This is a genomic window from Phocaeicola dorei (assembly GCF_013009555.1).
Lineage (GTDB): Bacteria > Bacteroidota > Bacteroidia > Bacteroidales > Bacteroidaceae > Phocaeicola > Phocaeicola dorei.
In genome coordinates this window covers 2,393,579-2,414,193 of record NZ_CP046176.1, presented here as the reverse complement: position 1 = coordinate 2,414,193, position 20,615 = coordinate 2,393,579, and the positions used below count along the sequence as shown (strand labels likewise).

Annotated in this window: 22 protein-coding genes; 10 read left to right on the top strand and 12 right to left on the bottom strand. The window is 43.1% G+C overall.

The window, feature by feature from the left end:
- Positions 1-114 precede the first annotated feature (114 nt).
- Positions 115-384 carry a hypothetical protein gene (locus tag GKD17_RS09985; RefSeq protein ID WP_008656157.1) on the bottom strand — a complete coding sequence of 90 codons (270 nt, stop codon included), beginning with the start codon at positions 382-384 and terminating at the stop codon, positions 115-117.
- A gap of 386 nt (positions 385-770) precedes the next feature.
- Here GKD17_RS09985 and GKD17_RS09980 point away from each other — a divergent pair, with 386 nt between their 5' ends.
- Genes GKD17_RS09980 through GKD17_RS09965 form a run of 4 tightly spaced genes read left to right on the top strand, consistent with a single transcriptional unit; the run spans position 771 to position 4,824 of the window.
- A complete protein-coding gene (locus tag GKD17_RS09980) occupies positions 771-968 on the top strand; it encodes a hypothetical protein (protein WP_005841751.1) in 198 nt (65 codons plus the stop codon).
- Entirely contained in the window at positions 965-2,584 is a 1,620-nt protein-coding gene (locus GKD17_RS09975) for a zincin-like metallopeptidase domain-containing protein (protein ID WP_008781665.1), read from the top strand. Before GKD17_RS09980 ends, GKD17_RS09975 begins: the two co-directional genes overlap by 4 nt.
- Positions 2,585-2,624: 40 nt before the next feature.
- Positions 2,625-4,010 (top strand): hypothetical protein, encoded by a 1,386-nt coding sequence (locus GKD17_RS09970; protein ID WP_008656160.1) that lies wholly within the window; start codon positions 2,625-2,627, stop codon positions 4,008-4,010.
- Between the two features lie 37 nt (positions 4,011-4,047).
- Positions 4,048-4,824 carry a hypothetical protein gene (locus GKD17_RS09965; RefSeq protein WP_008656161.1) on the top strand — a complete coding sequence of 259 codons (777 nt, stop codon included), beginning with the start codon at positions 4,048-4,050 and terminating at the stop codon, positions 4,822-4,824.
- Between the two features lie 274 nt (positions 4,825-5,098).
- Here the strand turns inward: GKD17_RS09965 and GKD17_RS09960 are convergent, their stop codons facing one another.
- Positions 5,099-5,239 (bottom strand): hypothetical protein, encoded by a 141-nt coding sequence (locus GKD17_RS09960; RefSeq protein WP_157443240.1) that lies wholly within the window; start codon positions 5,237-5,239, stop codon positions 5,099-5,101.
- Between the two features lie 787 nt (positions 5,240-6,026).
- Positions 6,027-6,182, bottom strand: a complete 156-nt coding sequence (locus GKD17_RS09955; RefSeq protein ID WP_007838774.1) for a hypothetical protein — start codon at positions 6,180-6,182, stop codon at positions 6,027-6,029.
- A 532-nt stretch (positions 6,183-6,714) separates the two neighbouring features.
- Here GKD17_RS09955 and GKD17_RS09950 point away from each other — a divergent pair.
- On the top strand, positions 6,715-10,704 hold the full coding sequence (locus GKD17_RS09950; protein ID WP_008656167.1) for a hybrid sensor histidine kinase/response regulator transcription factor: 3,990 nt from the start codon (positions 6,715-6,717) through the stop codon (positions 10,702-10,704).
- A gap of 149 nt (positions 10,705-10,853) precedes the next feature.
- Here the strand turns inward: GKD17_RS09950 and GKD17_RS09945 are convergent, their stop codons facing one another.
- Positions 10,854-11,888, bottom strand: a complete 1,035-nt coding sequence (locus GKD17_RS09945) for a hypothetical protein (RefSeq protein ID WP_032936609.1) — start codon at positions 11,886-11,888, stop codon at positions 10,854-10,856.
- A gap of 402 nt (positions 11,889-12,290) precedes the next feature.
- On the opposite strand from GKD17_RS09945, the gene GKD17_RS09940 reads away from it, so the two are divergent.
- A complete protein-coding gene (locus GKD17_RS09940; RefSeq protein WP_007838770.1) occupies positions 12,291-13,433 on the top strand; it encodes an OmpA family protein in 1,143 nt (380 codons plus the stop codon).
- Positions 13,434-13,541: 108 nt separating this feature from the next.
- Positions 13,542-14,765, top strand: coding sequence for an NAD(P)/FAD-dependent oxidoreductase (locus tag GKD17_RS09935; RefSeq protein WP_007838769.1), 1,224 nt, complete (start codon positions 13,542-13,544; stop codon positions 14,763-14,765).
- Between the two features lie 92 nt (positions 14,766-14,857).
- Here the strand turns inward: GKD17_RS09935 and GKD17_RS09930 are convergent, their stop codons facing one another.
- The 6 genes from GKD17_RS09930 to GKD17_RS09905 form a co-directional block, all read right to left on the bottom strand.
- Positions 14,858-15,064 (bottom strand): hypothetical protein, encoded by a 207-nt coding sequence (locus GKD17_RS09930; RefSeq protein WP_005682952.1) that lies wholly within the window; start codon positions 15,062-15,064, stop codon positions 14,858-14,860.
- Positions 15,065-15,115: 51 nt separating this feature from the next.
- Positions 15,116-15,406 carry a hypothetical protein gene (locus GKD17_RS09925; RefSeq protein ID WP_005682951.1) on the bottom strand — a complete coding sequence of 97 codons (291 nt, stop codon included), beginning with the start codon at positions 15,404-15,406 and terminating at the stop codon, positions 15,116-15,118.
- A 251-nt stretch (positions 15,407-15,657) separates the two neighbouring features.
- On the bottom strand, positions 15,658-16,590 hold the full coding sequence (locus GKD17_RS09920; protein ID WP_005682949.1) for a manganese catalase family protein: 933 nt from the start codon (positions 16,588-16,590) through the stop codon (positions 15,658-15,660).
- A 32-nt stretch (positions 16,591-16,622) separates the two neighbouring features.
- A complete protein-coding gene (locus GKD17_RS09915; RefSeq protein WP_005682948.1) occupies positions 16,623-16,919 on the bottom strand; it encodes a hypothetical protein in 297 nt (98 codons plus the stop codon).
- A 36-nt stretch (positions 16,920-16,955) separates the two neighbouring features.
- Positions 16,956-17,252: a YtxH domain-containing protein gene (locus tag GKD17_RS09910; protein ID WP_007838767.1), complete on the bottom strand. Its 297-nt coding sequence runs from the start codon at positions 17,250-17,252 to the stop codon at positions 16,956-16,958.
- A gap of 30 nt (positions 17,253-17,282) precedes the next feature.
- On the bottom strand, positions 17,283-17,540 hold the full coding sequence (locus tag GKD17_RS09905; RefSeq protein WP_007838765.1) for a GlsB/YeaQ/YmgE family stress response membrane protein: 258 nt from the start codon (positions 17,538-17,540) through the stop codon (positions 17,283-17,285).
- A gap of 543 nt (positions 17,541-18,083) precedes the next feature.
- Here GKD17_RS09905 and GKD17_RS09900 point away from each other — a divergent pair.
- On the top strand, positions 18,084-18,599 hold the full coding sequence (locus tag GKD17_RS09900; RefSeq protein WP_005682944.1) for an outer membrane protein: 516 nt from the start codon (positions 18,084-18,086) through the stop codon (positions 18,597-18,599).
- An 80-nt stretch (positions 18,600-18,679) separates the two neighbouring features.
- On the opposite strand, the gene GKD17_RS23245 is transcribed toward GKD17_RS09900, so the two are convergent.
- Both GKD17_RS23245 and GKD17_RS23240 read right to left on the bottom strand, forming a co-directional pair.
- A complete protein-coding gene (locus tag GKD17_RS23245) occupies positions 18,680-19,030 on the bottom strand; it encodes a transposase (RefSeq protein ID WP_005682942.1) in 351 nt (116 codons plus the stop codon).
- Positions 19,031-19,120: 90 nt separating this feature from the next.
- Positions 19,121-19,204, bottom strand: coding sequence for a hypothetical protein (locus tag GKD17_RS23240; RefSeq protein WP_232284600.1), 84 nt, complete (start codon positions 19,202-19,204; stop codon positions 19,121-19,123).
- Between the two features lie 433 nt (positions 19,205-19,637).
- Between GKD17_RS23240 and GKD17_RS09890 the strand changes: the two genes are divergently transcribed.
- Positions 19,638-19,841, top strand: a complete 204-nt coding sequence (locus tag GKD17_RS09890) for a helix-turn-helix transcriptional regulator (protein ID WP_007838759.1) — start codon at positions 19,638-19,640, stop codon at positions 19,839-19,841.
- 8 nt (positions 19,842-19,849) lie between these two features.
- Positions 19,850-20,614: a DUF2971 domain-containing protein gene (locus tag GKD17_RS23235; protein WP_008781658.1), complete on the top strand. Its 765-nt coding sequence runs from the start codon at positions 19,850-19,852 to the stop codon at positions 20,612-20,614.
- Position 20,615 lies beyond the last annotated feature (1 nt).

Sequence of the window (20,615 nt, the reverse complement as noted above, 5' to 3'; positions counted from 1 at the left end):
TTTTAACACTAAAATATTTTGATACCATGATCTCCCATAACGAAGGAACTTTCATTTCTTTTTTCAAAGGAAGACGGATCATACCGGGAGCCGCGGAAGGCTCTATAATGAACTTCATCCCAGGCCTCCTTTCACACAAAGCCGCAATGCCACCATGAACCAGGACAGACAAATCAGAGCAGGAACCTGTGATACGAAAGATGCGCATATTAATGCAGAGAAAACAAAAGAGGCATGACCAAGCAGCAGGACCTGGCGGTTGGATACGCCCTCTTCAAGTACAGAAGAAAAGAATTGGTTTTTACGATTCAGCCATAATTGAATAGCTGAAGATTTGCTTGCGATATTTATGTCGGGAGCAAAAATAGAAACTGTTTGTTTCATAACTGTAATGGTATTTGGCATTTTAGGCAGAAAAAAGAACGGCTGCCATTTCCCGTGTCGCCAAACACCATCACAGTCACTGCCAGAGCAGAATTGTAAATCGGGAAAGACAGCCGTAGCTTAGTATCTTTATCATTTTCATAAACTCATGAAAATGGTTATATATAGGCATAAAAAAAGCCCGACTATTTGTGAGCAATTAATCGCTGCCCAGCGACAATGAAACACATTGAATGGTATTTGGCACTGCAAATATACGAATAATACATTAAACTGCCAAAGAAAGAAAAGGAAAGCTCTCTTTTTTTGTAGAAATATAGATACAGCACAAAAAGGTTGTGCTGGTCCGCTTTTACATTTGTCCCATCAATTATAAAAAATACACAATGGAAGAAATGGAATTGATACACAAGGTGGAAAACGGGGAATTGGACATGCTTGGTTATGTCATGCTCAACCCGGAATTGAAGGAACCGTTTTCGGACTATGCCCGGGGCAATGGTATCACCTGTCCCACAGCAGCGGATGCGGTGCGTTTTTTGAAGGAATACGAGGAAAGGCTTTATCAGGAACTGCTGCCATGAACGGGAAGGTACTGGAAAGATATGCGGAACTGATGATTGACAAGATCAGGCAGATGTCCGCCGGTGAATGGCAGAAGCCCTGGTTCACCCCCCGTACCGGCCTGCCACAGAACATATCAGGACGTCCGTACAACAGCATGAACCGTCTTATGCTCTACATGGAGATGGACAGGATGGGATACACCCTCCCGGTATTCATGACCTTCCGTCAGCTGAAGGATGAGAACCTGATGGTCATAAAAGGATCGCACGCCCTTCCCGTGACTTTTTACGATATCACCGTGAAGCATAAGACGACGGGAGAAAAAATCAGCTTCGATGATTACAAAAGCCTCCCGGAACTTCAGAAGCAGGAATATAAGGTGACTCCCTTCATGAAACATTTCTATGTATTCAACATAGACCAGACGGATTTCAAGGAAAAATATCCGGAGCGGTATGAGGGCATGAGGGTCAGATTCTCCGGTCCTGCCGTAGCGGACAACGTAAAAGGAAATAGGAACCCCTGGCTGGATAAAATGATAAAGGAACAGAAATGGCTCTGTCCCATAGAACTGAAGGTGCAGGACAGGGCATATTACAGCCCGTCCAAAGACAGGATCGTTCTTCCGACTCCGGGACAATTCAAGGACATGGAATCATTCCAGATGACCGCCCTTCACGAAATGGCCCACTCCACCGGGCATTCCTCACGACTGGACCGCGGCCTGCATCACCCGTTCGGAACGTGCGGATATGCCCGGGAGGAAATCATCGCCGAATTCACAGCTGCCGTCACAGGCAGGGATCTGGGAATAGCCGTAACTCCGAGAAAGGAGAACGCACAGTATCTGAAAAGCTGGCTGTCAAATTTGAAGGAGGACCCCGGCTATGTCATGAGTGTGTTACGGGAGGCCGGCAAGGCATCCGCCATGATAGAGGAAAGTGTGGAAAAACAGCACACCCTGGCAGACACATCCGCCAGGGAAGAGGACATATCCCCACTTCCCATAAAAGAAGAAGGAAACAATGAAACGGTCTCTTCCGGCATTCTCGATATGTATGACCGCTCGAAAGAACAATATCCGGATGCAATGGCCCTCATCCGTGTGGGGGATGAATACAAGGCATATAATCAGGATGCGGAAAGACTCCATGAGGTACTTGGCGTATGCGCAAGGAAAGCGGTGTCGGAAAAAGACGGCACGCCGGTCATGACAGCCTCGTTCCGTCACGTCGATCTGGATACGCATCTCCGTAGTATAATCAAGGCAGGCAGCAAAGTCGCAATCAACCATTATGAGAAAGCAGCCGCGCCGGACAAGAGCATGACGCCCCCTCTTCTTTTCAAGGGCGGCCGTCGTGAGATAGAGATCACATCCGAAGGCGCGGTCATACGTACCAACGGGAACCAATATGACGCGACCGGCATATTGAAGGGGCTGGAAAAAGCCGGAATAGATGTCAGGAACATATCCGGCAGCCAATGGGAAAGCATGTTACGGGGCCGGGGAACCGTCCTGAACCCTGCAAAACAGAAAATGCTGTTCTCTATCCGGAAACAGCCCTCCGGCTACGGTGTGCGCATAGCGGACATCAGCGGAAAAATTTCCTCATCAGTTCAAAGAGAATTATGATAACCAAACGCTGAGCCACCGGCATGACGGGCATACATATATGAGAATAACAGATTTTTTTATAAGACGTGCCCAGCTCAGAGAACTGGGAAAAAACCCGCAATTGATCACCGCGGTCGAGAATCCGTCAGAGAAGATGCAGCTGGCCGCCGTCCGGCAGAATCCGGATCTGGTTTCGGTTCTGGACAATCCTACGGAAGAGGTACAGCTGGCCGCTGTCAGACAAAAGGCGGACTGTCTGCTCCAGCTCCGTGAGCCGACAGAAAAGGTCTGTCTGGCCGCCATAGCCGAAAATCCGGAAATGATACGCTATATCCATGAACCCACGGAAAAGATGCAGCTGCTGGTCGTCAGACGGAATCCGGAAATGATCACCCTTCTGGAAAATCCATGCGAGAGGGCGCAGCTGCTGGCTGTGATGGCGGATTCCGGGCTGATCACCGCCATCGGCAGCCCTTCCGCAAACACGCAGCTCTCCGTTGTCAGGAAGGACCCGCATCTCATCCGGGAGATAAGCGTACCCGACTGGAAGGCCCAGCTGTATGCGGTCGGACAGGATCCGGAACTGATAAGGTTTATCAGCGAACCGGCGGAAAAAGTACAGCTGTCCGTCCTTAACGGGGACGCCTCCCTGATAAGACTCGTGAGAACCCCCACGGAAAAGGCACAGATGCTGGCCGTTGGCAGAAATTCCTCCCTGATAGGCCATATCAGGAATCCCACGGAGAAAGTCCAGCTGATGGCGGTGCATGACAGTCCGGCAAACATCCTGAGGATAAAGAACCCGTCCCGGCAGGCATGCCTGTCATGTCTCGGTTCCGTCATGCCCGGAGGAACCGCAGGCATCCATTTCAAGGAAGACATTTCAGAAGCGGTAAAGAATCTTTTTACCAGGCTCGGGGAAATAGAGGAGAGATATGGAGAGCTTATGCGGGATGCCGGGCATATGGACACCTACGATGCCAGATACGAAGCGACGGAAAAGGCGGAAGCCTACCGTACAAGAAAAATTTCCGCGGCAGTCGGCGCGTTCAGGAAAGAGGCGGTCCTGGAAACTTCCGCTGTTCCGGAAAAGACTGTTGTCGTGGAGAAAACGGAAGCAACGGAAGCGCAACCATCCTCCGGAGAAATGAGGTTCAAGGGCGGCCGCCGTGAACTGACAATAAGGAACGGAAGTGCGGTGCTCCGTACCAACGGGGAGAGTTTTGACGCGACGGATATCCTGAAAGACATGAGGGCCCACGGGGTTGACATAGGCAGGGTATCCGGAAAGGCCATGAGCGAGATGTTGAAAGGTAACAAGACCGCTTTGCCCGGAGCATCGGGAAACTCGGTGTTCGCTATTGTCAAGGGACCGGCGGGCTACGGTCTGAAGGCCTTCCAGATCGCCAAACAGATTCATTCGGCTGCCGCTCAGGAAATATGATTATGATTCAAAGACAGAAGAAAAGAGAAGTATAAAGATGAGAAAAAATATATTGAAAAGATTGATTGACAATCTGTCCGGAGCAGATTTGCGGAGGGTGAGTAAAGATCCGATGGAGATAATGGGCATGGAACATCCGTCCGAGGCAGCCCAGCTGTATGTTGTCAGACAGAATCCGGAGATGATACAATTCATCGGCGCGCCGTCTGAAAAGGTACAGCTGGAGGTGGTCAGAAAGGATGCCTCCCTGATCATGCTTCTTGATGCGCCATCCGAGAAGGTACAGCTGGAAGCGGTCAGGAAGGATACAGGAGTGTTCCTGTATATCAACAAACCGACGGAAAAGGTAAAGTCCGAGGTGCTGAAGAGTGACAGCGGACAGATCATCTATATGGATAACCCGTCCGGAAACCTCCAGATGCAGGCTGTGGAGAGTGACTGCGGCTCCATCATATTCATTGAACATCCCACCGAGAAGGTTCAGATAAGGGCTGTCACGGCCGATCCGGAGCTTTTCATTTATATCGGATCCCCGACGGAAAAGGTCAGGTATGCGGCGGTCAGCGCATGTGCGGACAATATCATGTATATATCCAGACCATCTGAAAAACTACAGATAAGTGCGGTGTCACAAGATTGTGAGACGGTCAGATATATAGAGGAACCCTGCGAGAAGGCGGTGATTGTCGCCCTGAAAGAAAATCCGGGACTGTTCATGTACATCCATAATTCCTCCCCATCCAGGGTGATCACAACCCTGGTTGAAAAGGATATGGAGAAAAAGAGAGAGGCGGGAAAACAGGAGAAGGTATAAGAGGCCGGAACTCCTCTTTTCTGAAATGAGGCTGCGAACCGACAGCCTCATTTTGTAGATATGAAATCTTTTTTTCTTTCCTAAAAAGAGAATCTCTCTCTGATTATAGGATAAAACGTATGTTTGCAGAAATAATTTCTGTTATCTGTACCACATTATAATGGTATATAATAAAATGGAGCTATCTACTTTAATCTTGCCAACAGATTTGGCAGAAACCTCCTAAGTTGTTAGACAACCCCTGCCACATTATTGTTCTGTTCAAACGGCAACTCTATACCAAATTATTGACTCTATTATCAAAATTCTCTTTTTCCTTATTCAATTCATTCTGCAAAGGTACAATCGTCTTATTGTAATATTCAACCAACTCATTTTGTTTGTCTATGTGGAAATACTCTACATAATAATTCATTAAATCATCCGCAGAAATAGTAAGTTTAGACGTACCATCTGCAAGTTCGTTAACAATCCGTTTTCTTATAGCGTTTAAATATATGTTGTAAAATTGAACATTTATGGGATATTTGGGATTATTTTTCGGTGTAAGTATAATACACAAATTGCTTGCTATAAACTTTCCATTTACATAATGGCTTCTCCCTAACAAGATATTAACTCTTCCCCTTTAGAGTGTGCTCTTAAAGGTTACAAGCATATTTTTGACTTATTGTTTTGAAATTATTGATTAACAATTATTTATAGATACTTTCTCTTAATTCAGATGAGCTTTTGGACTAAAACTTGACCATCCTTAAAGGCAAAAAGAAGAGTCGTATCATTCTCACAACAGAGTTTGATACGGCTCTTTTAGGTCTTGTAGTCACAATCTGTAACTTTTCGGAGAGGTCATTTTAGTTTTGACACATTCATATTGGATAGAGATTAAGTCGGACAGGAAAAAATGTTCATCTTTCAAGGAATGGAACTTACTTATCTTTTGTTTAGTTCTATGAAGTTTTTCGATATTAGAACCGGGCTACCTCATAGAATTTAAAGAAATAGTAGAACGCAACCTTGTGCCATTTAGTCAATTCCTTATCGCCGGCAAACAAGAAGGACAGCGTTCACTTGTCAATACCTGTGTAATTGCTCAGGTGCTTGCTACGCAACCCCAAGCGTTCCATTTTGGACTTGATACTTTTAATGGTTAAATTATCAATGTCCTTTCTGTCAAAATTGACAGCGGAAATAGTCAGTTTTCAGTCATCAGGAATCTCACCTTTGAACATTTCACGGGCACCTTCCATCAGCTCCTTTTTGGTAAGAAGGATGTTGCCCACCATGTCTTTTTGCTCTATACGAACAATCAGACGTTTATCACTATATGATACAATCTCAACAACAATATGCGCCATACAGCGGTTCAGATAATCGGTTATACCGGAATTATTGGTGACTTATAATTGTTACAAATATTTCTAACATTGTCAGGAACAGAGATTTCCGGCAGTGCTCTCTTTGTTTCCTTCTGTAAAACTTCTGGTTATCCTTCGTTCAACCTTTTCCTGTTCCCTGAATTTTGTCTTGGATATGGAATTGTAAATTGTCACTTCATTTATATTCGCATATGTTTCTGTTGTGCGAGCAGTGGAATTATCAATCTTTTTTATTCTAGAAAACTTTTATAATCTCCTTAGACATAGGAGGTTTGAAAAAAAGACAAAAATTGAAGTAATAACTTGGTAACCGCGTCTATTTTTACATTCTGCTGTTAGTTGCTTAAGCGCTATTCTTCCTACAAATCGTGACACATCCGGCAAATACCAGCCTGAAGTCCATGATTGTCAAATGGATGAAACGGTCTTTGATAAAATAAAGTGGATTACCAGGTTGGGGTTTAACTAATATTTTATAAATTTGCAAACGTTTTTGAATATGTAAAATAATATGAAAGCTTATTTGAGCATTAAACGAATTTTTCTTTTTACTGTCCTTCTCCTCGGCAGTTCTGTAGGCAGGTGCCAAATTTATAAATACATAGGACTGGAAGACGGTCTGAGCAATCAGAAAATATATCATATCCAAAAAGACCGAAGGGGGTATATGTGGTTTCTAACCCAGGAAGGGATAGACCGTTATGACGGAAAGCGCATCAAGCATTACAATTTCTCAGATGACAGCATGAAGCTGGACTCACGGATTGCCTTGAACTGGCTTTATATGGACAGCAAGGACGTGCTGTGGGTAATCGGTCAGAAAGGCCGTGTTTTCCAGTATGATTCACAACATGATAAATTCGAACTGGCTTATGTACATCCGGAGCTGGTCAGAAACAAGTCACAGGCATTTCTGAATTACGGTTATCTGGACAAGAATGACCGTATTTGGTTATGCTATAAAGACAGCATCGCATGGTATGACATCCGTACCGGAAATACTCTACATATGCCGACACCGATCAATAGTGAAATAGCCGCCATAGAACAGACGGATGACAACCATTTCTTTATCGGTACAGTAAACGGCCTGTTCTATGCTGAGGTAGAAAAGGGGAGGCTAAACAGAATGTCTGACAAAGCTGTGGAAAGTATCCGCACATCAGTACATGAACTCTATTACCATGCTGTTTCAAAACAACTGTTTGTGGGAAACTATAAGGAGGGAATACTTGTATATGACGTGGGAAAGACAGGAAAAATCATCCCTTGCCAATTACCCAATAATGTAGAGATAAACCGGATTGTCGCCCTGAACGATCATGAACTTCTGGTAGCTACGGGTGGCAGAGGTGTATATAAACTGGATGTGAACACATGTATGAGCGAGCCCTATATAACAGCTGATTATAATAGTTATAATGGAATGAACGGAAACAATATCAATGATATTTATGTGGACGAGGAGGAACGCATCTGGCTTGCCAATTATCCTACCGGCATCACCATCCGAAACAACCGTTATGGAAGTTATGATTTGATAAGACACTCCATCGGCAACAGCCTTTCACTGGTGAACGATCAGGTCCATGATGTACTGGAGGACAGTGACGGTGACCTTTGGTTTGCAACCAGCAATGGTATCAGCCTTTATCAGACCGATACCAAAGAATGGCAATCATTCCTCAGTTCCTTTGAATCGGTACCGGACAATGAGAACCATATCTTTTTGACGCTGTGTGAGGTTTCTCCCGGTGTGATATGGGCCGGCGGTTTTATGTCAGGCATTTGCAAGATAGAAAAAAGGAAAGGATTTAAGATTGGTCATATTGCCCCTGCCACTATTGCGGGAGTGCGTCCCGACCAATATATATTTGACATCAAGAAAGATTCGGACGGTGATGTCTGGTCCGGCGGATATTATCATTTGAAGCGTATCAATCTTGAAACAGGAAGTGTGCGTCTGTATCCGGGAGTAAGCTCCATCACTACCATTCTGGAAAAAAATGTCCGACAGATGTGGATCGGCACAAGAATGGGGCTCTACCGGCTTGACAAGAAATCGGGAGACTATCAGTATGTTAACCTGCCTGTTGAGTCCCCCTATATATGCTCTTTGTACCAGAGAGACGGCAACGTCCTGTATATCGGTACTCGCGGAGCCGGATTGCTTGTATATGACATCGGCAAAAAGAAGTTCATCCACCAGTACCGTACAGACAACTGTGCGTTGATTTCCGACAATATCTATACAATTCTTCCGCGTCAGGACGGGAGTCTCCTCATGGGCACGGAAAACGGAATAACCATTTATTCTCCCTCAAAACATACCTTCCGCAACTGGACACGGGAACAAGGGTTGATGAGTGTTAATTTTAATGTCGGCTCTGCCACAACCTACAGTAAAAACACACTTGTTTTTGGTGGGAATAACGGGGCTGTCAGATTCCCGATAGACATACAGATACCGGAGCCGCATTACTCACGTCTGTTACTGCGCGATTTCATGATAGCCTATCATCCCGTTTATCCGGGCGACGAGGGTTCTCCGCTGGAAAAGGACATTGACGAAACTGACCGGCTGGAACTGACCTACAGACAAAACTCTTTTTCCCTTGATGTAGTTTCCATTAATTATGACTATCCTTCCAACATCCTTTATTCATGGAAGATTGACGGTTTTCATAAAGAATGGAGTCGCCCGAGCCTGGACAACCGGATTGTTGTAAGAAACCTGCCTCCGGGCAGTTACACATTGCAGATTCGTGCCATATCCAATGAGGAGAAGTACAAGACCTATGAGACACGGAACATTCAGATTGTCATAACGCCTCCGGCATGGGCCAGTGTATGGGCTATGGCCGGCTATGCAATTCTGTTGGTGCTGGTTATGGCTGTCATATTCCGTATCATTACACTGCACAAACAGAAGAAGGTTTCGGATGAAAAGACCCGTTTTTTCATTAATACGGCCCATGATATACGTACTCCGCTCACATTAATAAAGGCTCCGCTGGAGGAAGCCATAGAAAACCGTATGGTGAATGAACAGGCATTGCCGCATATGAACACGGCCCTTAAGAATGTGAATGCATTACTTCAGCTAACGACCAACCTGATAAATTTCGAACGGGTGGACGTCTACTCCTCCACCCTTTATATATCTGAATATGAGCTGAATTCCTATATGGATAATATTTGTGCCACTTTCCGCAAATATGCCGAGCTGAAACATGTTGATTTTATTTACGAAAGTAACTTTGACTATCTGAATGTGTGGTTTGACAGTGACAAGATGGGATCCATACTGAAGAATGTCCTGTCAAATGCATTGAAGTATACACCTGAAGGCGGAAGTATCCGCATTTATGCCCGCGAGGAAGGAAACTCTTGGAGCATCGAAGTGAAAGATACCGGAATCGGCATTCCCTCATGTGAACAGAAAAAATTGTTCAGGAATTGTTTTCGGGGTAGTAATGTCATCAACCTGAAAGTGACAGGTAGCGGAATCGGTCTAATGTTAGTATACAAACTGGTCAGGCTGCATAAAGGCAGAATTCAGATTCAAAGCACAGAACATCAAGGAACATGTGTGCTGGTTGTTTTTCCGAAAGGGAACAGCCATCTGCACAAAGTAAAGTTTATCTCTCCCAGGACACCTTATGAATGTCCTGAGGCTATCATGCCTGGTGGCGCGTCAGGGTTACCATCCGTGGAAATATCTCAAGAGAGGTCTTTACAACGTGTCCTGATAGTAGAGGACAATGATGACTTGCGCAATTATCTTATTGACATGTTCAAAACGGATTATTATACCCAGTCCTGTCCGAATGGAAAAGAGGCGCTTGCCATAATACGGGAATTCAACCCGGTTCTTGTCATATCCGACATAATGATGCCCGAACTGGGCGGGGACAAACTCTGTTCGACCATAAAAGGCGATCTTGAAACATCCCATATTCCGGTCATTTTGTTGACTGCATTGGGAGATGAGAAAAATATGCTTGAAGGACTGGCAATCGGAGCGGACGCTTATATTACCAAACCTTTCAGTGTGGGGATACTCAAGGCAACGGTCAAAAACATACTTACAAATCGTGCTTTGCTCCGCCAGTTTTATAATTGTATTGAAGATAAAGAACAAAATCTTCCAGTTAATTGCACCGGTACGCTGGATTGGAAATTCATAGCTTCCGTCAAGGAATGCATAGAGGATAACATGGGAAGTCCGGACTTCAATGTAGACTTGCTCAGCAGCCGGCATCACATGAGCCGTACCAGTTTTTTTAACAAATTGAAGGCACTGACCGGTTATGCTCCGGCCGATTATATCCGGATGATACGTCTGCAACATGCCGCACAGTTGCTGAAACAGGGCGAACATACGGTAACGGAAATTGCTGACATGGTTGGGTTCTCGGATGCAAAATACTTCCGTGAAGTGTTTAAGAAATATTATAATGTAAGCCCGAGCAAATTTAATAAAAAGTCAGAAAATTGACGGTTGACAAGCCACTGGTATGAAGCCCCTGTGTCTCAAATATGCTATTCTTCCTCAGGTCTAATCTTCCCGGCGGAAATGATGCGCAAGACACATAGGGCCAATTCCAATAGGGTTACGGGGGTATTTTGTCTAATTCATTCCAATTATCAGATATCTACCCTTTCCTGTGTTTTTCTACTGCCATAAGCACCGGCAGCACAGCACAATACAGCACCAAACAATATAGCGAAGAATGAAATCAGGGCAGACCGCGCAGCTGCATCCGTTGCCTTATCGGCAGCTACCAAAGCCTTATGTTTGATCTCCTTCCATTCCTGTGCCGCCTTTTGTAGACTAGCTTCCAAATTGTCTATCTGTTTTGCGGCTTCCAAACGTGTATTGTCTATCAGATTCATATACTGCTCAACCATTTTATCTGCTTCCGGCTTAGACAGATTGGTATTGTTGGCTATCGCTTTGGCCAGATCATTCCGATCTATATTCTGGTTAAGTTTTTCCGTACGTTGTTTCAAACGTTTCAAAAAGTCATTCACTGTTTCATCCGCTTCTTGAGGAGAAGCAACAATTGTCTTTATGGACTTGCTCAGATCCTCTTTTACCTCCTCCAATTGTTTTTTCAGATAGTCCGGATGCAATTCTTTCACATCACTTTTGGCAAGTGCGGTACGAATATTTTGCGGCATGTCCCCTTCTTTCAGGACTGTGTTGAAATCAATCTTGCCAAATAATTCCTTTGCCTCCTCAGATAATGCGGAAACTCCACTTCCAACAGCATCGCCCGCTCCGGATAAGACACTACCTGTGACGGATGAAACGGCTCCCAGTGCATTCGCTGTCATTTTCGCTGTGCCTACCGCCAAAAAAATACCTAGTATTACAGCAACAATCAACGTGGTAGCCCAAACTAGAAATCCGTGTATTATCCCATCCATACCAGCAAGCTTTCCAGCTACAAAGCCACCGGCAGTCATGCCGGCAACCAGAATGACTGCAGAACCAATCCCTACCGCAGTACCTATGCCCGAAGCGGGATGTTCGGATAACGGATTAAGCATAAATAATCCGATACTTGAGTTTAATATGGACAGCAGTACGGATATCGCCAATACGGTCATGACACCTCCCAACACACTACCCCAGGACACTCTGCCCTTCAGCTCTGCAAAACTTAATTTTTTCATAATTGTCAGGTTTTTAATTAATACTATAATTGATTCCTCATAAAAAAACAACGATAAAAGAAAATTTGTTTGATTTATATTTGTCATTACAATAAATATTTGTGTTAAAAAGCGCATGAATATATAAAGTTATATTTGAAAGACTTATATATAAATTAAAGAGCCATATACCTTAATATACAAAATCTCATTTTATAGCTAACATGGAGTTTTTACGCTTTTGATGCTTCTAAACAGATATTAAATTTCCTCCGATTTTTCGAACTATCCTTTTTTACAAACTGTTTTCTAACAAAGTACAATGACAAAGCAATTTATTATCTTGTATACAATCATAACTATACAACTGATAATATACCGTGTGTGACATTTTATTGTATTACCATTAATTTATTTTTAATTATGAAAAGATCTGTCTTTGCTTTAGCATTAAGCATGGGTATCTTTACCATGCATGCACAAAATGATCGTACCGCTCTTGAAGGCACACGTCCGGGTGACAACTGGTCTATTGAACTGAAAACCGGTGCCGTGACTCCTCTTACCCACAGTGCGTTCTTCAAAAATGTCCGTCCGGCTTTCGGAGTCGGGATCGGAAAACAACTTACTCCCATTTTCGGTTTGGGCATTCAAGGCATGGGGTATGTAAATACCACGGCCAGCAAGACCGCATTTGACGCTTCCGAAGTGAGCGTGTTCGGCAAAGTCAATCTGATGAACCTTTTCGGAAGCTATACAGGCGAACCGCGCATCTTTGAAATCGAAGCCTTGACAGGTATCGGATGGCTGCATTACTATCAGAACGGCCCCGGCGATACAAACTCCTGGTCAACACGCCTGGGCCTGAATCTGAATTTTAACCTGGGTGAAGAGAAAGCATGGACGTTCGGCATCAAACCGGCAGTTGTATACGATATGCAGGGAGATTTTAATCGAAAAAAAAGTCGTTTCAACGCCAATAATGCGGCTTTTGAACTGACTGCCGGATTAACCTATCATTTCATGTGTAGCAACGGTACGCACCATTTCACAACCATGAAACCGTATGACCCGGTAGAAATCGGAGAACTGAATGACGCGGTGAACAACCTGCGGTCACAATTGAACGACAAGGACATGCAGCTGAACAATGCCATGCAGCAGGCAAATAATCTGCAAAGAGAATTGGCTGACTGCAGAACTCAGGCTGCCAACATAGAAACTGTGGTGAAGACCAACCGCATTCCTGAGTCAATCATTACCTTCAGACAAGGGAAATCGGTAGTTGATGCCTCCCAACTCCCCAATGTGGAGCGTGTGGCCACTTACATGAAAAAGCATCCTGAAGCCAGGGTTATCATCAAAGGATATGCTTCTCCCGAAGGCAACCTCGCTTTCAATAAGAAACTGGCAAACGCACGTGCTGAGTCCGTAAAGACCATCCTTGTAAAAAGATACAAGATCAGTGATACCCGCATCACTGCTGAAGGACAGGGAATCGGTGACATGTTCTCGGAGCCGGACTGGAACCGCGTCAGCATTTGTACCATCGAAGAAGGTAAATAACCTTCAAATACGAGTGGAAAATAAATTCTAATAAGATAACTTTTCTATTTTCATCCCCCTCATTTTCCCGTTTTTCAGCAGGAAGTGAGGGGATAATAACAAAATATTATGGACTTACACTCAGGATTACCCTATTGGATCATCAGAAATTCCCTATGGGACTATTTCCATCCTTTGGAAAAGGATCTGTCGACAGATGTCGTCATTGTAGGTTCCGGCATAACGGGAGCCTTGATGGCACACGAATTGTGCCATGCCGGAATAAAATGCTGCATAGTTGACAAACGCAGCATTGCAACCGGAAGTTCCGCAGCAAGCACCGCACTGCTGCAATATGAAATTGACGTTCCTCTTTGTCGGATGGCAAAAATCATCGGCGAGGAAAATGCTGCGACGGCTTACCATGCCTGCCTGCAATCCATTTCTGATATAAAAAGAGTACTGGAAGAAACGGGAGTCAATGCCGGTTTCGAACAACTGCCCAGCCTCTTTTATGCCAGTAGTGCGGCGGATAACAAACTTTTGGAACAAGAACATGAAATACGGCAAAAACATAAGTTGCCGGTCAATCTGCTCGAGAAGAAGAAAATTAGAGAGGAATATAAGGTAAAGACACCCGGCAATGCCCTGATAAATGAGGCATCCGCACAAATGGATGCTTATAGGGCGGCAACCGGACTGTTAGCTTACCATATAAAGGAAAGCGGACTGAAAGTTTTTACCCATACCTCAATAAAAGAGTGTATAGAAACATCTGACGGCTGTATCATGACAACAGACAGAGGACATAAAATTAAATGCGGATATGTAATCATAGCCACGGGATTTGAGGCCGGACAATTCCTTCCTCAGAAAATCATGGATCTGACCTCTACCTATGCACTCGTATCGCATCCGGTAGCTTCCGAACACCTGTGGCCGACACATTGCCTGATTTGGGAAACAGCCGATCCGTATCTATACATCCGCACAACCGATAAAAACCGGATCATCGTAGGTGGTGAGGACGAAAAGTTCAGTGACCCGCAGCGCCGGGATTCATTACTCAGAAAGAAAACCCGTATCTTGGAAAGGAAGGTCAGAAAACTATTCCCCGACCTCCCTTTCGAAACGGAAATGGTATGGTGTGGCACATTTAGTACCACCAAGGACGGACTACCCTTCATCGGCAACTGGCCTGACAAGGAACGAATGTTTTTCGATTTGGGATATGGGGGAAACGGAATTACTTTCAGCATGATCGGAGCACAAATAATCTGCCGTCAGCTACAAGGTATGAAAGATGAACGCAGCGGTATTTTCGGCTACGAAAGAATCGAAAAATATTGGTAAAGGCAAGAAATGCACCGATCACTGTCAATGACCGGTGCGTTTCTTTGTATCGGGATATCACTGTACAATTAATATAAACAGTTATGCAACCATCAATACCTTTCGATACCTGTTCCCAACCACTGTGCCATACGGGGCTTACCATAAAAATAATAAAACAGCAATCCTACCCAACTGGTGAAAACCACCAATACGATGGCTATCAGTTTCCTCTCTGCCGGTGCATGAATGCGCCATATTTCCAAAGCGGCCCTGATAGTCAGCACCAGTCCAACAATCCATATTACGAATCCAACCATAATTTATTCACATGTAAGGTTTACTACTGGCAAAATAATAAATTACAAAAATCAGCCAAGTTTTTTACTTGCTTCCTTTTTAATTTCATTATATCCTTTCTTTATTTCCTTTTGAGCCTTCTCAGCCCCTTGCTTGACATCTTTCTTTGTATCTTTCCATGCATCCTTTACTGCATCAGCGCTGTCTTCTGCCTTATCGGAAATTTTGTCTGCGGCATCATTGATGTCTTTTTTCACTTTTTCCACCTGGTACTTTGCCCGGTCCTGTTCTCTTTTGTCACGACAGGACGTGAAGGACACCACAAACGTCAATACAAAAACTATTAATAATATTTTTTTCATATTCATACTGTTTTAATGATTAAAAGACTGTCCGGAAACCGGATTCCCGGACAGTCCATACAAATTTCAAGGTTCTAAGTTCTTACTTCTTCTCTGCTTTCTTGCATGAGGCAGAAGACTTACATTCTTGGGCATGGGCACTCTTTTTTGTGCTCTTTGCCTCTTCCTGTTTCTTTTCTGTTTTCTTGGTCATAATTAAAATGGTTTATGGTTAATAATTACAACGGATTTAAACCGATGTTCTTTTCAAATCACTGATACTTGCACCAAGACATCTCCTTCTTGGGAGTAGACGCCAGCACCTGCCCGCTACGCTCCTTGGACAATTGTGCTTCTTTTCTGGCAATCTCTTTTTCCGACCGGTCGGTACCTTCCGGTTTTCGATCCAGCAATCCATCCGTGCTTCTCACTTCTTCAAGTGGTTGTTCTATATATTGCCACTGTTCCTTTAGCTGCGTGCTCTCCCCTTCATTCCAAGGTCCACGAGCGTCATCGCCTTTCGACAGATCAAAATATAAATTGCTGTATTTGGGAGATGTTTGAAATACTCCAGGCGGGAAATTGGGCTGAATTGTTTCCAAAGCAGCCTCAAACTGCTGGTAATGTGTCACTTCACGAGTCATGAGAAAACCAAGCGTTTCCTTTACCAAAGGATCGTCCGTCAACTGGAGAAGATTTTCATAGCCTATTTTGGCGCGTGCCTCTCCTGCCATGTTGGAACGAAGATCCACCGTCAATTCTGCCGTAGCAGACACATAGGTGGCACACCAAGGATTTCCGTTACTGTCTGTCAAAGCCGGACTGCCGGGGGCTCCTACCAAAAATTGTGGATTGGTGAATGCCTGATGGATCAGGTCCTCTTTAGCAGACTTACCGCTCATCATCGTGCGGAGCGGCGTATCTTCAAGCGCATTCTTCATTTCTCCATTCACCGGTCCCAAAAGCATCTGAATCGTGGCCCCTACAATCTCCAGATGTCCGAACTCTTCTGTGGCAATATCCATCAACATATCATATTTATCAGGGAATGGATTGTGACAACTGAAAGCCTGCACAAAATATTGCAAGGCGGATTTCAATTCTCCATTCGCACCGCCGAATGCTTCAAGCATCACACGTGCAAAACGCGGATCGGGTTGTGAAACCCGGGCGTTGAACTGCAAATCTTTTACATGATAAAACATAATCTTTTCAATTTAAAGTCAATAATTCAGGTTTATTCAGGTGAGTCTTCCATACACCCGCCCAGTTTATACAACTCAAATTCATACTTCCTTATGTAGGAACAGTCTGCATCACATATCTTTTTTTGATCCGCCCTGCTGCCGGCAGACGGCATGCACCTGTTTCCAAACAATCTGCCACAACGAAGCCTGTATGCCTCGAGAGCTTTCTTTTTCTCCTCGTTACAGCCTTCAGCGTATGCCAACAGGCACATCCGGTACAGTTGTTCATAATTTTCCCATCTGCCATTGGACGGCAATTGACGTTTCAAATGTTCCTTCCATTTCATAAGCGTATGAGTTATTAGCAAGTTATCTGTTCCGATTTATTTCTTAGCTTCGGAAGCCATTGCATGCATTTTGTTCTTAAAATCGTCTGTTTTCTCAGCAAGGCCGAATGCCTTGTCGGCCATCTTATCCGCTACGGTCTTTCCAGCATCCACCGCTTTTTCTTTGGCTTCATCCAACATGTCTTCCGCCTGGCCGGTTATCTTATGAAAGGTGTCACATACTTTTTCCTTCAGTTTCTTGGCTTTTGAAGTACGTGAAAAACGGTAAGCCAAAGCACCGATGACCGAACCTACTCCCAGACCGATCCATAAACTAGAATTTCTATTTTCCATAATCAAGTTGTTTTTAAATGGTTAAAATAATTAAAGGTCAATTCTCTTTTTGTTATTAAACAATGAAACAATCCACAACAAAACGACAGCTCCTACAATTGAAGTTATCAGACTGCCCAACAGACCTGTCGTTGCGATTCCCAGCAGACCGAACACCCATCCACCCAAAACACCGCCGACAACACCTACCAGCAGATTAGTAAACAGGCCAAAGCCGCCGCCCCGCATAAATTTGCCAGCAACGAATCCGGCAAGAATTCCGATAATAATGTACCATAGAAAATACATAGGCTGATTTTTTTAAGTTATACACTCGGTTTAGAATTTACATGTAAATATAGAAATTGATATATCATCACTTTATCCGTCCGGGGGAGTTTGAAAATAAACAAGCTATTGCCCTGATGACAGGACTGACTACCAGTCTGGCCCGCAAATCAAAACTTAAACTTTTCATGGCTATAAATTCTAATAATGAAACAATCCTGATATTTTACTATCTCAAAACAATGCGGTTTTAATCAGTTACAACAATCCGAACCCCATATACCCCATTTTTCATAAACTGGCAATTCGGCATACAACCAACTCTAACCCATGTCATATACTGAGAAACAAAGCATTAAAAAAATAGTTCAGGATATAAAAACGGAATTAACATCATTTTCTACTTTATGAAAAAATAAAAAAAGAGCACTCATATTAGTACAAACATTCCATACGTATGTAACTATATATAGCAAACAAATGTAGCCAAACATTTGTTGTTTGCTTCAAGGGGGGGGGACCCTTCTTTAAAAAAAAACATTTTATTAACTAAATGCTTTAATTATGAAAAATTTAATTTTACTGGCCATGATTACACTGGCATCAGTGGGCATGAATGCCCAAACAGTAAAAGGAGAAGGCTCCTTAATGGGAAATGTCGGTTATCAGACCAATTATGAAAGATTCGGTCTGGGAGTACAGGGACGCTATGCGATAGCAAATAATCTTCGGATTGCTCCGGATGTAACTTTCTACTTTCCTAAAGACAAAATTACCGGTCTGGATGTAAATGTGAATTTCCATTATGTATTCAACTTTAAAGAAGACGGACAGGGATTTTCTGTCTATCCTCTTGCAGGCATCGGTATGCAAAACAATTTCTATGGAAAAAAGAGTGTGGAAACAAACGGACAAGAAGTGGAAATAGACCGGAGTAACTCTACCAAATTCGCCTTCAACTTGGGAGGAGGTATCACATTGCCTATTTCCGAACGCAGTTATCTGAATGCTGAAGCGAAGTTTATGTTTGCCAAAGATGACAATGCATCAATTATGCTGGGATATGGGTATCGTTTCTAAAAAAGGCAGGATATCCTAGTCTATTTTTTTATTCTTTCAGGCATGGATTAAATGGATTCCCACGTTTCTACAATTTTATGTTACGTTTGGCCATATGGCTCCATGCCTGAAGACGCTTGAAGAATATATCCAAAAGCCCTTTTAATCTTGTCAGTTACTTCTCCACGATATCCGGCATCTGCCAAGACTACTTTGATATTACAACAGAGTTCCCTAAGACATCTTACCAGCAGATAAGCCGCCTTGCTATCATGCACACAAGCAATCGTCACCATGACAGCAACTAGAAAACCATTTTTATCTACCACTACATGACTTTTGACTCCTTTTACTTTCTTGTTGCCGTCAATGCCGTTAAGAGAACGGTTATCACCCCAAAGTACACTTTGACTGTCCATAATACCCAGGCTTGCTTCTGCTTTTTGTCCCATTTTTACACGTACTTTTTCTCATAAGTTATTCAATAACAAATCAAATTCGCCTAAAGAAGACCATTTGCGATAGTAGTAGTGAACCAACTCCTAAGGAGCAAAACTAGAAGGGAGTATACGCCACTGACAATCTGTTTTCACTATATAGAAAATAACATTCCATATTTCACGCAAATCATATTTTCGTTTCCTTTCTTGTAGGTTCAAGATTTTCTTGATAACTTACCACTGTGTTTCTTCTAAATCCGTCGAATACATAATTATTTGAAGCTTGGTAACTAAAAATAATCATTTTCCCGGAAAGCAGAAACACACTTGAACCGAATGATATTCTATATTTTTTTAATTATCAAATCAAATACGTTCTATTATTTGTGATTTGATACCATAAAGTTCCCATAAAAAGTAATCGACAAGTATCGTCATTAGAGTCAATGATACGAAAAATAGAAGTTGACACATAAAAATGTCGATAAAAGAAGTATACGTAGTCGTAATTGACGTTTTGCTCACTTTTTTGTGGCGAATTGCAACATTTAACCTTCTTGGTCAATTATATTCTCTAAATATACTTATCTTTGTAACCATGTAATGGATATATAATAATATGGAGCGCAAATTACTGAATCGAATCAAAGTCGTTCTCGCAGAGAAAAACAAGAGCAATAAATGGCTCTCGGAACAATTGGATAAGGATCCTGCCATAATTTCTAAATGGGTTACAAATACAACGCAGCCCAATGTTGAGATGCTGATCCAAATAGCAAAAGTTCTGGATGTGTCTGTGGATGACTTGCTGAGAACTGAATGAATAAATTTATGGGAGAAGCAAAACTATATAAGTACTTGGATTTTAACGGTGGGTTGATGATGCTGCATTATGGCAATCTTCAATTCACTAACGCTACGCAATTAAATGACCCGTTTGATTGCCATCCCTCGTTAATTGATTTTTCCGATGTTCCGAAAGAAGCATGTGGAGGATGGACTCCGGAAATAATTGAAGAATTGAGAAGAGATCCATTTCGTAGAACCAGAGAAGAGGCATGGATATGTAGTCTTTCTAAGATATATGATTCAATTTTGATGTGGAGCTATTACAGCAAGCATAAAGGTATTTGCATCGGTCTGGATATGGAGAAAGTTAGAAAGTATCTTTCTCGTATATATGGCAATGTCATGATCGGCTGCTCGGAAGTGGAGGTACAATATAAAGATATTGTAGAGAAGCCCGATTATTTCAGGGATGCAAAAGACTTTTTCCATTATCAAATATCTACAAAAGCAAAGGCATGGGAACATGAACAAGAGGTCAGATTGTTTATTTTAAATCCTTCTCCCGCATATATGGCATTATTGCCAGGGCAAAATGACGATAAAGGTCCAATTGATTGGAAAGAAGTAAGAGCATTCCCCGAAATTGGAGGAGAGTGTTTCGAATCCGTTTATCTGGGAATCAATATGGATGTCGAAGAAAAATCAAAAATAATCCGTGTTGCCCGAAAGCTGAATCCCGACATTAAGATTTTCCAAATGGAGATTGATGCAAATGCTTTTAGGTTAAACACCAAACTAATAGAGTAAA

Bases quoted from the DNA above. Each gene is read 5' to 3' on its own strand.
- GKD17_RS09890 (WP_007838759.1), top strand. From the start codon at position 19,638: ATGGAGCGCAAATTACTGAATCGAATCAAAGTCGTTCTCGCAGAGAAA.
- GKD17_RS09970 (WP_008656160.1), top strand. From the start codon at position 2,625: ATGAGAATAACAGATTTTTTTATAAGACGTGCCCAGCTCAGAGAACTG.
- GKD17_RS23245 (WP_005682942.1), bottom strand. From the start codon at position 19,030: ATGGGACAAAAAGCAGAAGCAAGCCTGGGTATTATGGACAGTCAAAGT.
- GKD17_RS09950 (WP_008656167.1), top strand. From the start codon at position 6,715: ATGAAAGCTTATTTGAGCATTAAACGAATTTTTCTTTTTACTGTCCTT.
- GKD17_RS23235 (WP_008781658.1), top strand. From the start codon at position 19,850: ATGGGAGAAGCAAAACTATATAAGTACTTGGATTTTAACGGTGGGTTG.
- GKD17_RS09900 (WP_005682944.1), top strand. From the start codon at position 18,084: ATGAAAAATTTAATTTTACTGGCCATGATTACACTGGCATCAGTGGGC.
- GKD17_RS09930 (WP_005682952.1), bottom strand. From the start codon at position 15,064: ATGGTTGGATTCGTAATATGGATTGTTGGACTGGTGCTGACTATCAGG.
- GKD17_RS09955 (WP_007838774.1), bottom strand. From the start codon at position 6,182: ATGGCGCATATTGTTGTTGAGATTGTATCATATAGTGATAAACGTCTG.
- GKD17_RS09920 (WP_005682949.1), bottom strand. From the start codon at position 16,590: ATGTTTTATCATGTAAAAGATTTGCAGTTCAACGCCCGGGTTTCACAA.
- GKD17_RS09940 (WP_007838770.1), top strand. From the start codon at position 12,291: ATGAAAAGATCTGTCTTTGCTTTAGCATTAAGCATGGGTATCTTTACC.
- GKD17_RS09915 (WP_005682948.1), bottom strand. From the start codon at position 16,919: ATGAAATGGAAGGAACATTTGAAACGTCAATTGCCGTCCAATGGCAGA.
- GKD17_RS09960 (WP_157443240.1), bottom strand. From the start codon at position 5,239: ATGAATTATTATGTAGAGTATTTCCACATAGACAAACAAAATGAGTTG.
- GKD17_RS09945 (WP_032936609.1), bottom strand. From the start codon at position 11,888: ATGAAAAAATTAAGTTTTGCAGAGCTGAAGGGCAGAGTGTCCTGGGGT.
- GKD17_RS09935 (WP_007838769.1), top strand. From the start codon at position 13,542: ATGGACTTACACTCAGGATTACCCTATTGGATCATCAGAAATTCCCTA.
- GKD17_RS09975 (WP_008781665.1), top strand. From the start codon at position 965: ATGAACGGGAAGGTACTGGAAAGATATGCGGAACTGATGATTGACAAG.
- GKD17_RS09980 (WP_005841751.1), top strand. From the start codon at position 771: ATGGAAGAAATGGAATTGATACACAAGGTGGAAAACGGGGAATTGGAC.
- GKD17_RS09905 (WP_007838765.1), bottom strand. From the start codon at position 17,540: ATGTATTTTCTATGGTACATTATTATCGGAATTCTTGCCGGATTCGTT.
- GKD17_RS09965 (WP_008656161.1), top strand. From the start codon at position 4,048: ATGAGAAAAAATATATTGAAAAGATTGATTGACAATCTGTCCGGAGCA.
- GKD17_RS09985 (WP_008656157.1), bottom strand. From the start codon at position 384: ATGAAACAAACAGTTTCTATTTTTGCTCCCGACATAAATATCGCAAGC.
- GKD17_RS09925 (WP_005682951.1), bottom strand. From the start codon at position 15,406: ATGAAAAAAATATTATTAATAGTTTTTGTATTGACGTTTGTGGTGTCC.
- GKD17_RS09910 (WP_007838767.1), bottom strand. From the start codon at position 17,252: ATGGAAAATAGAAATTCTAGTTTATGGATCGGTCTGGGAGTAGGTTCG.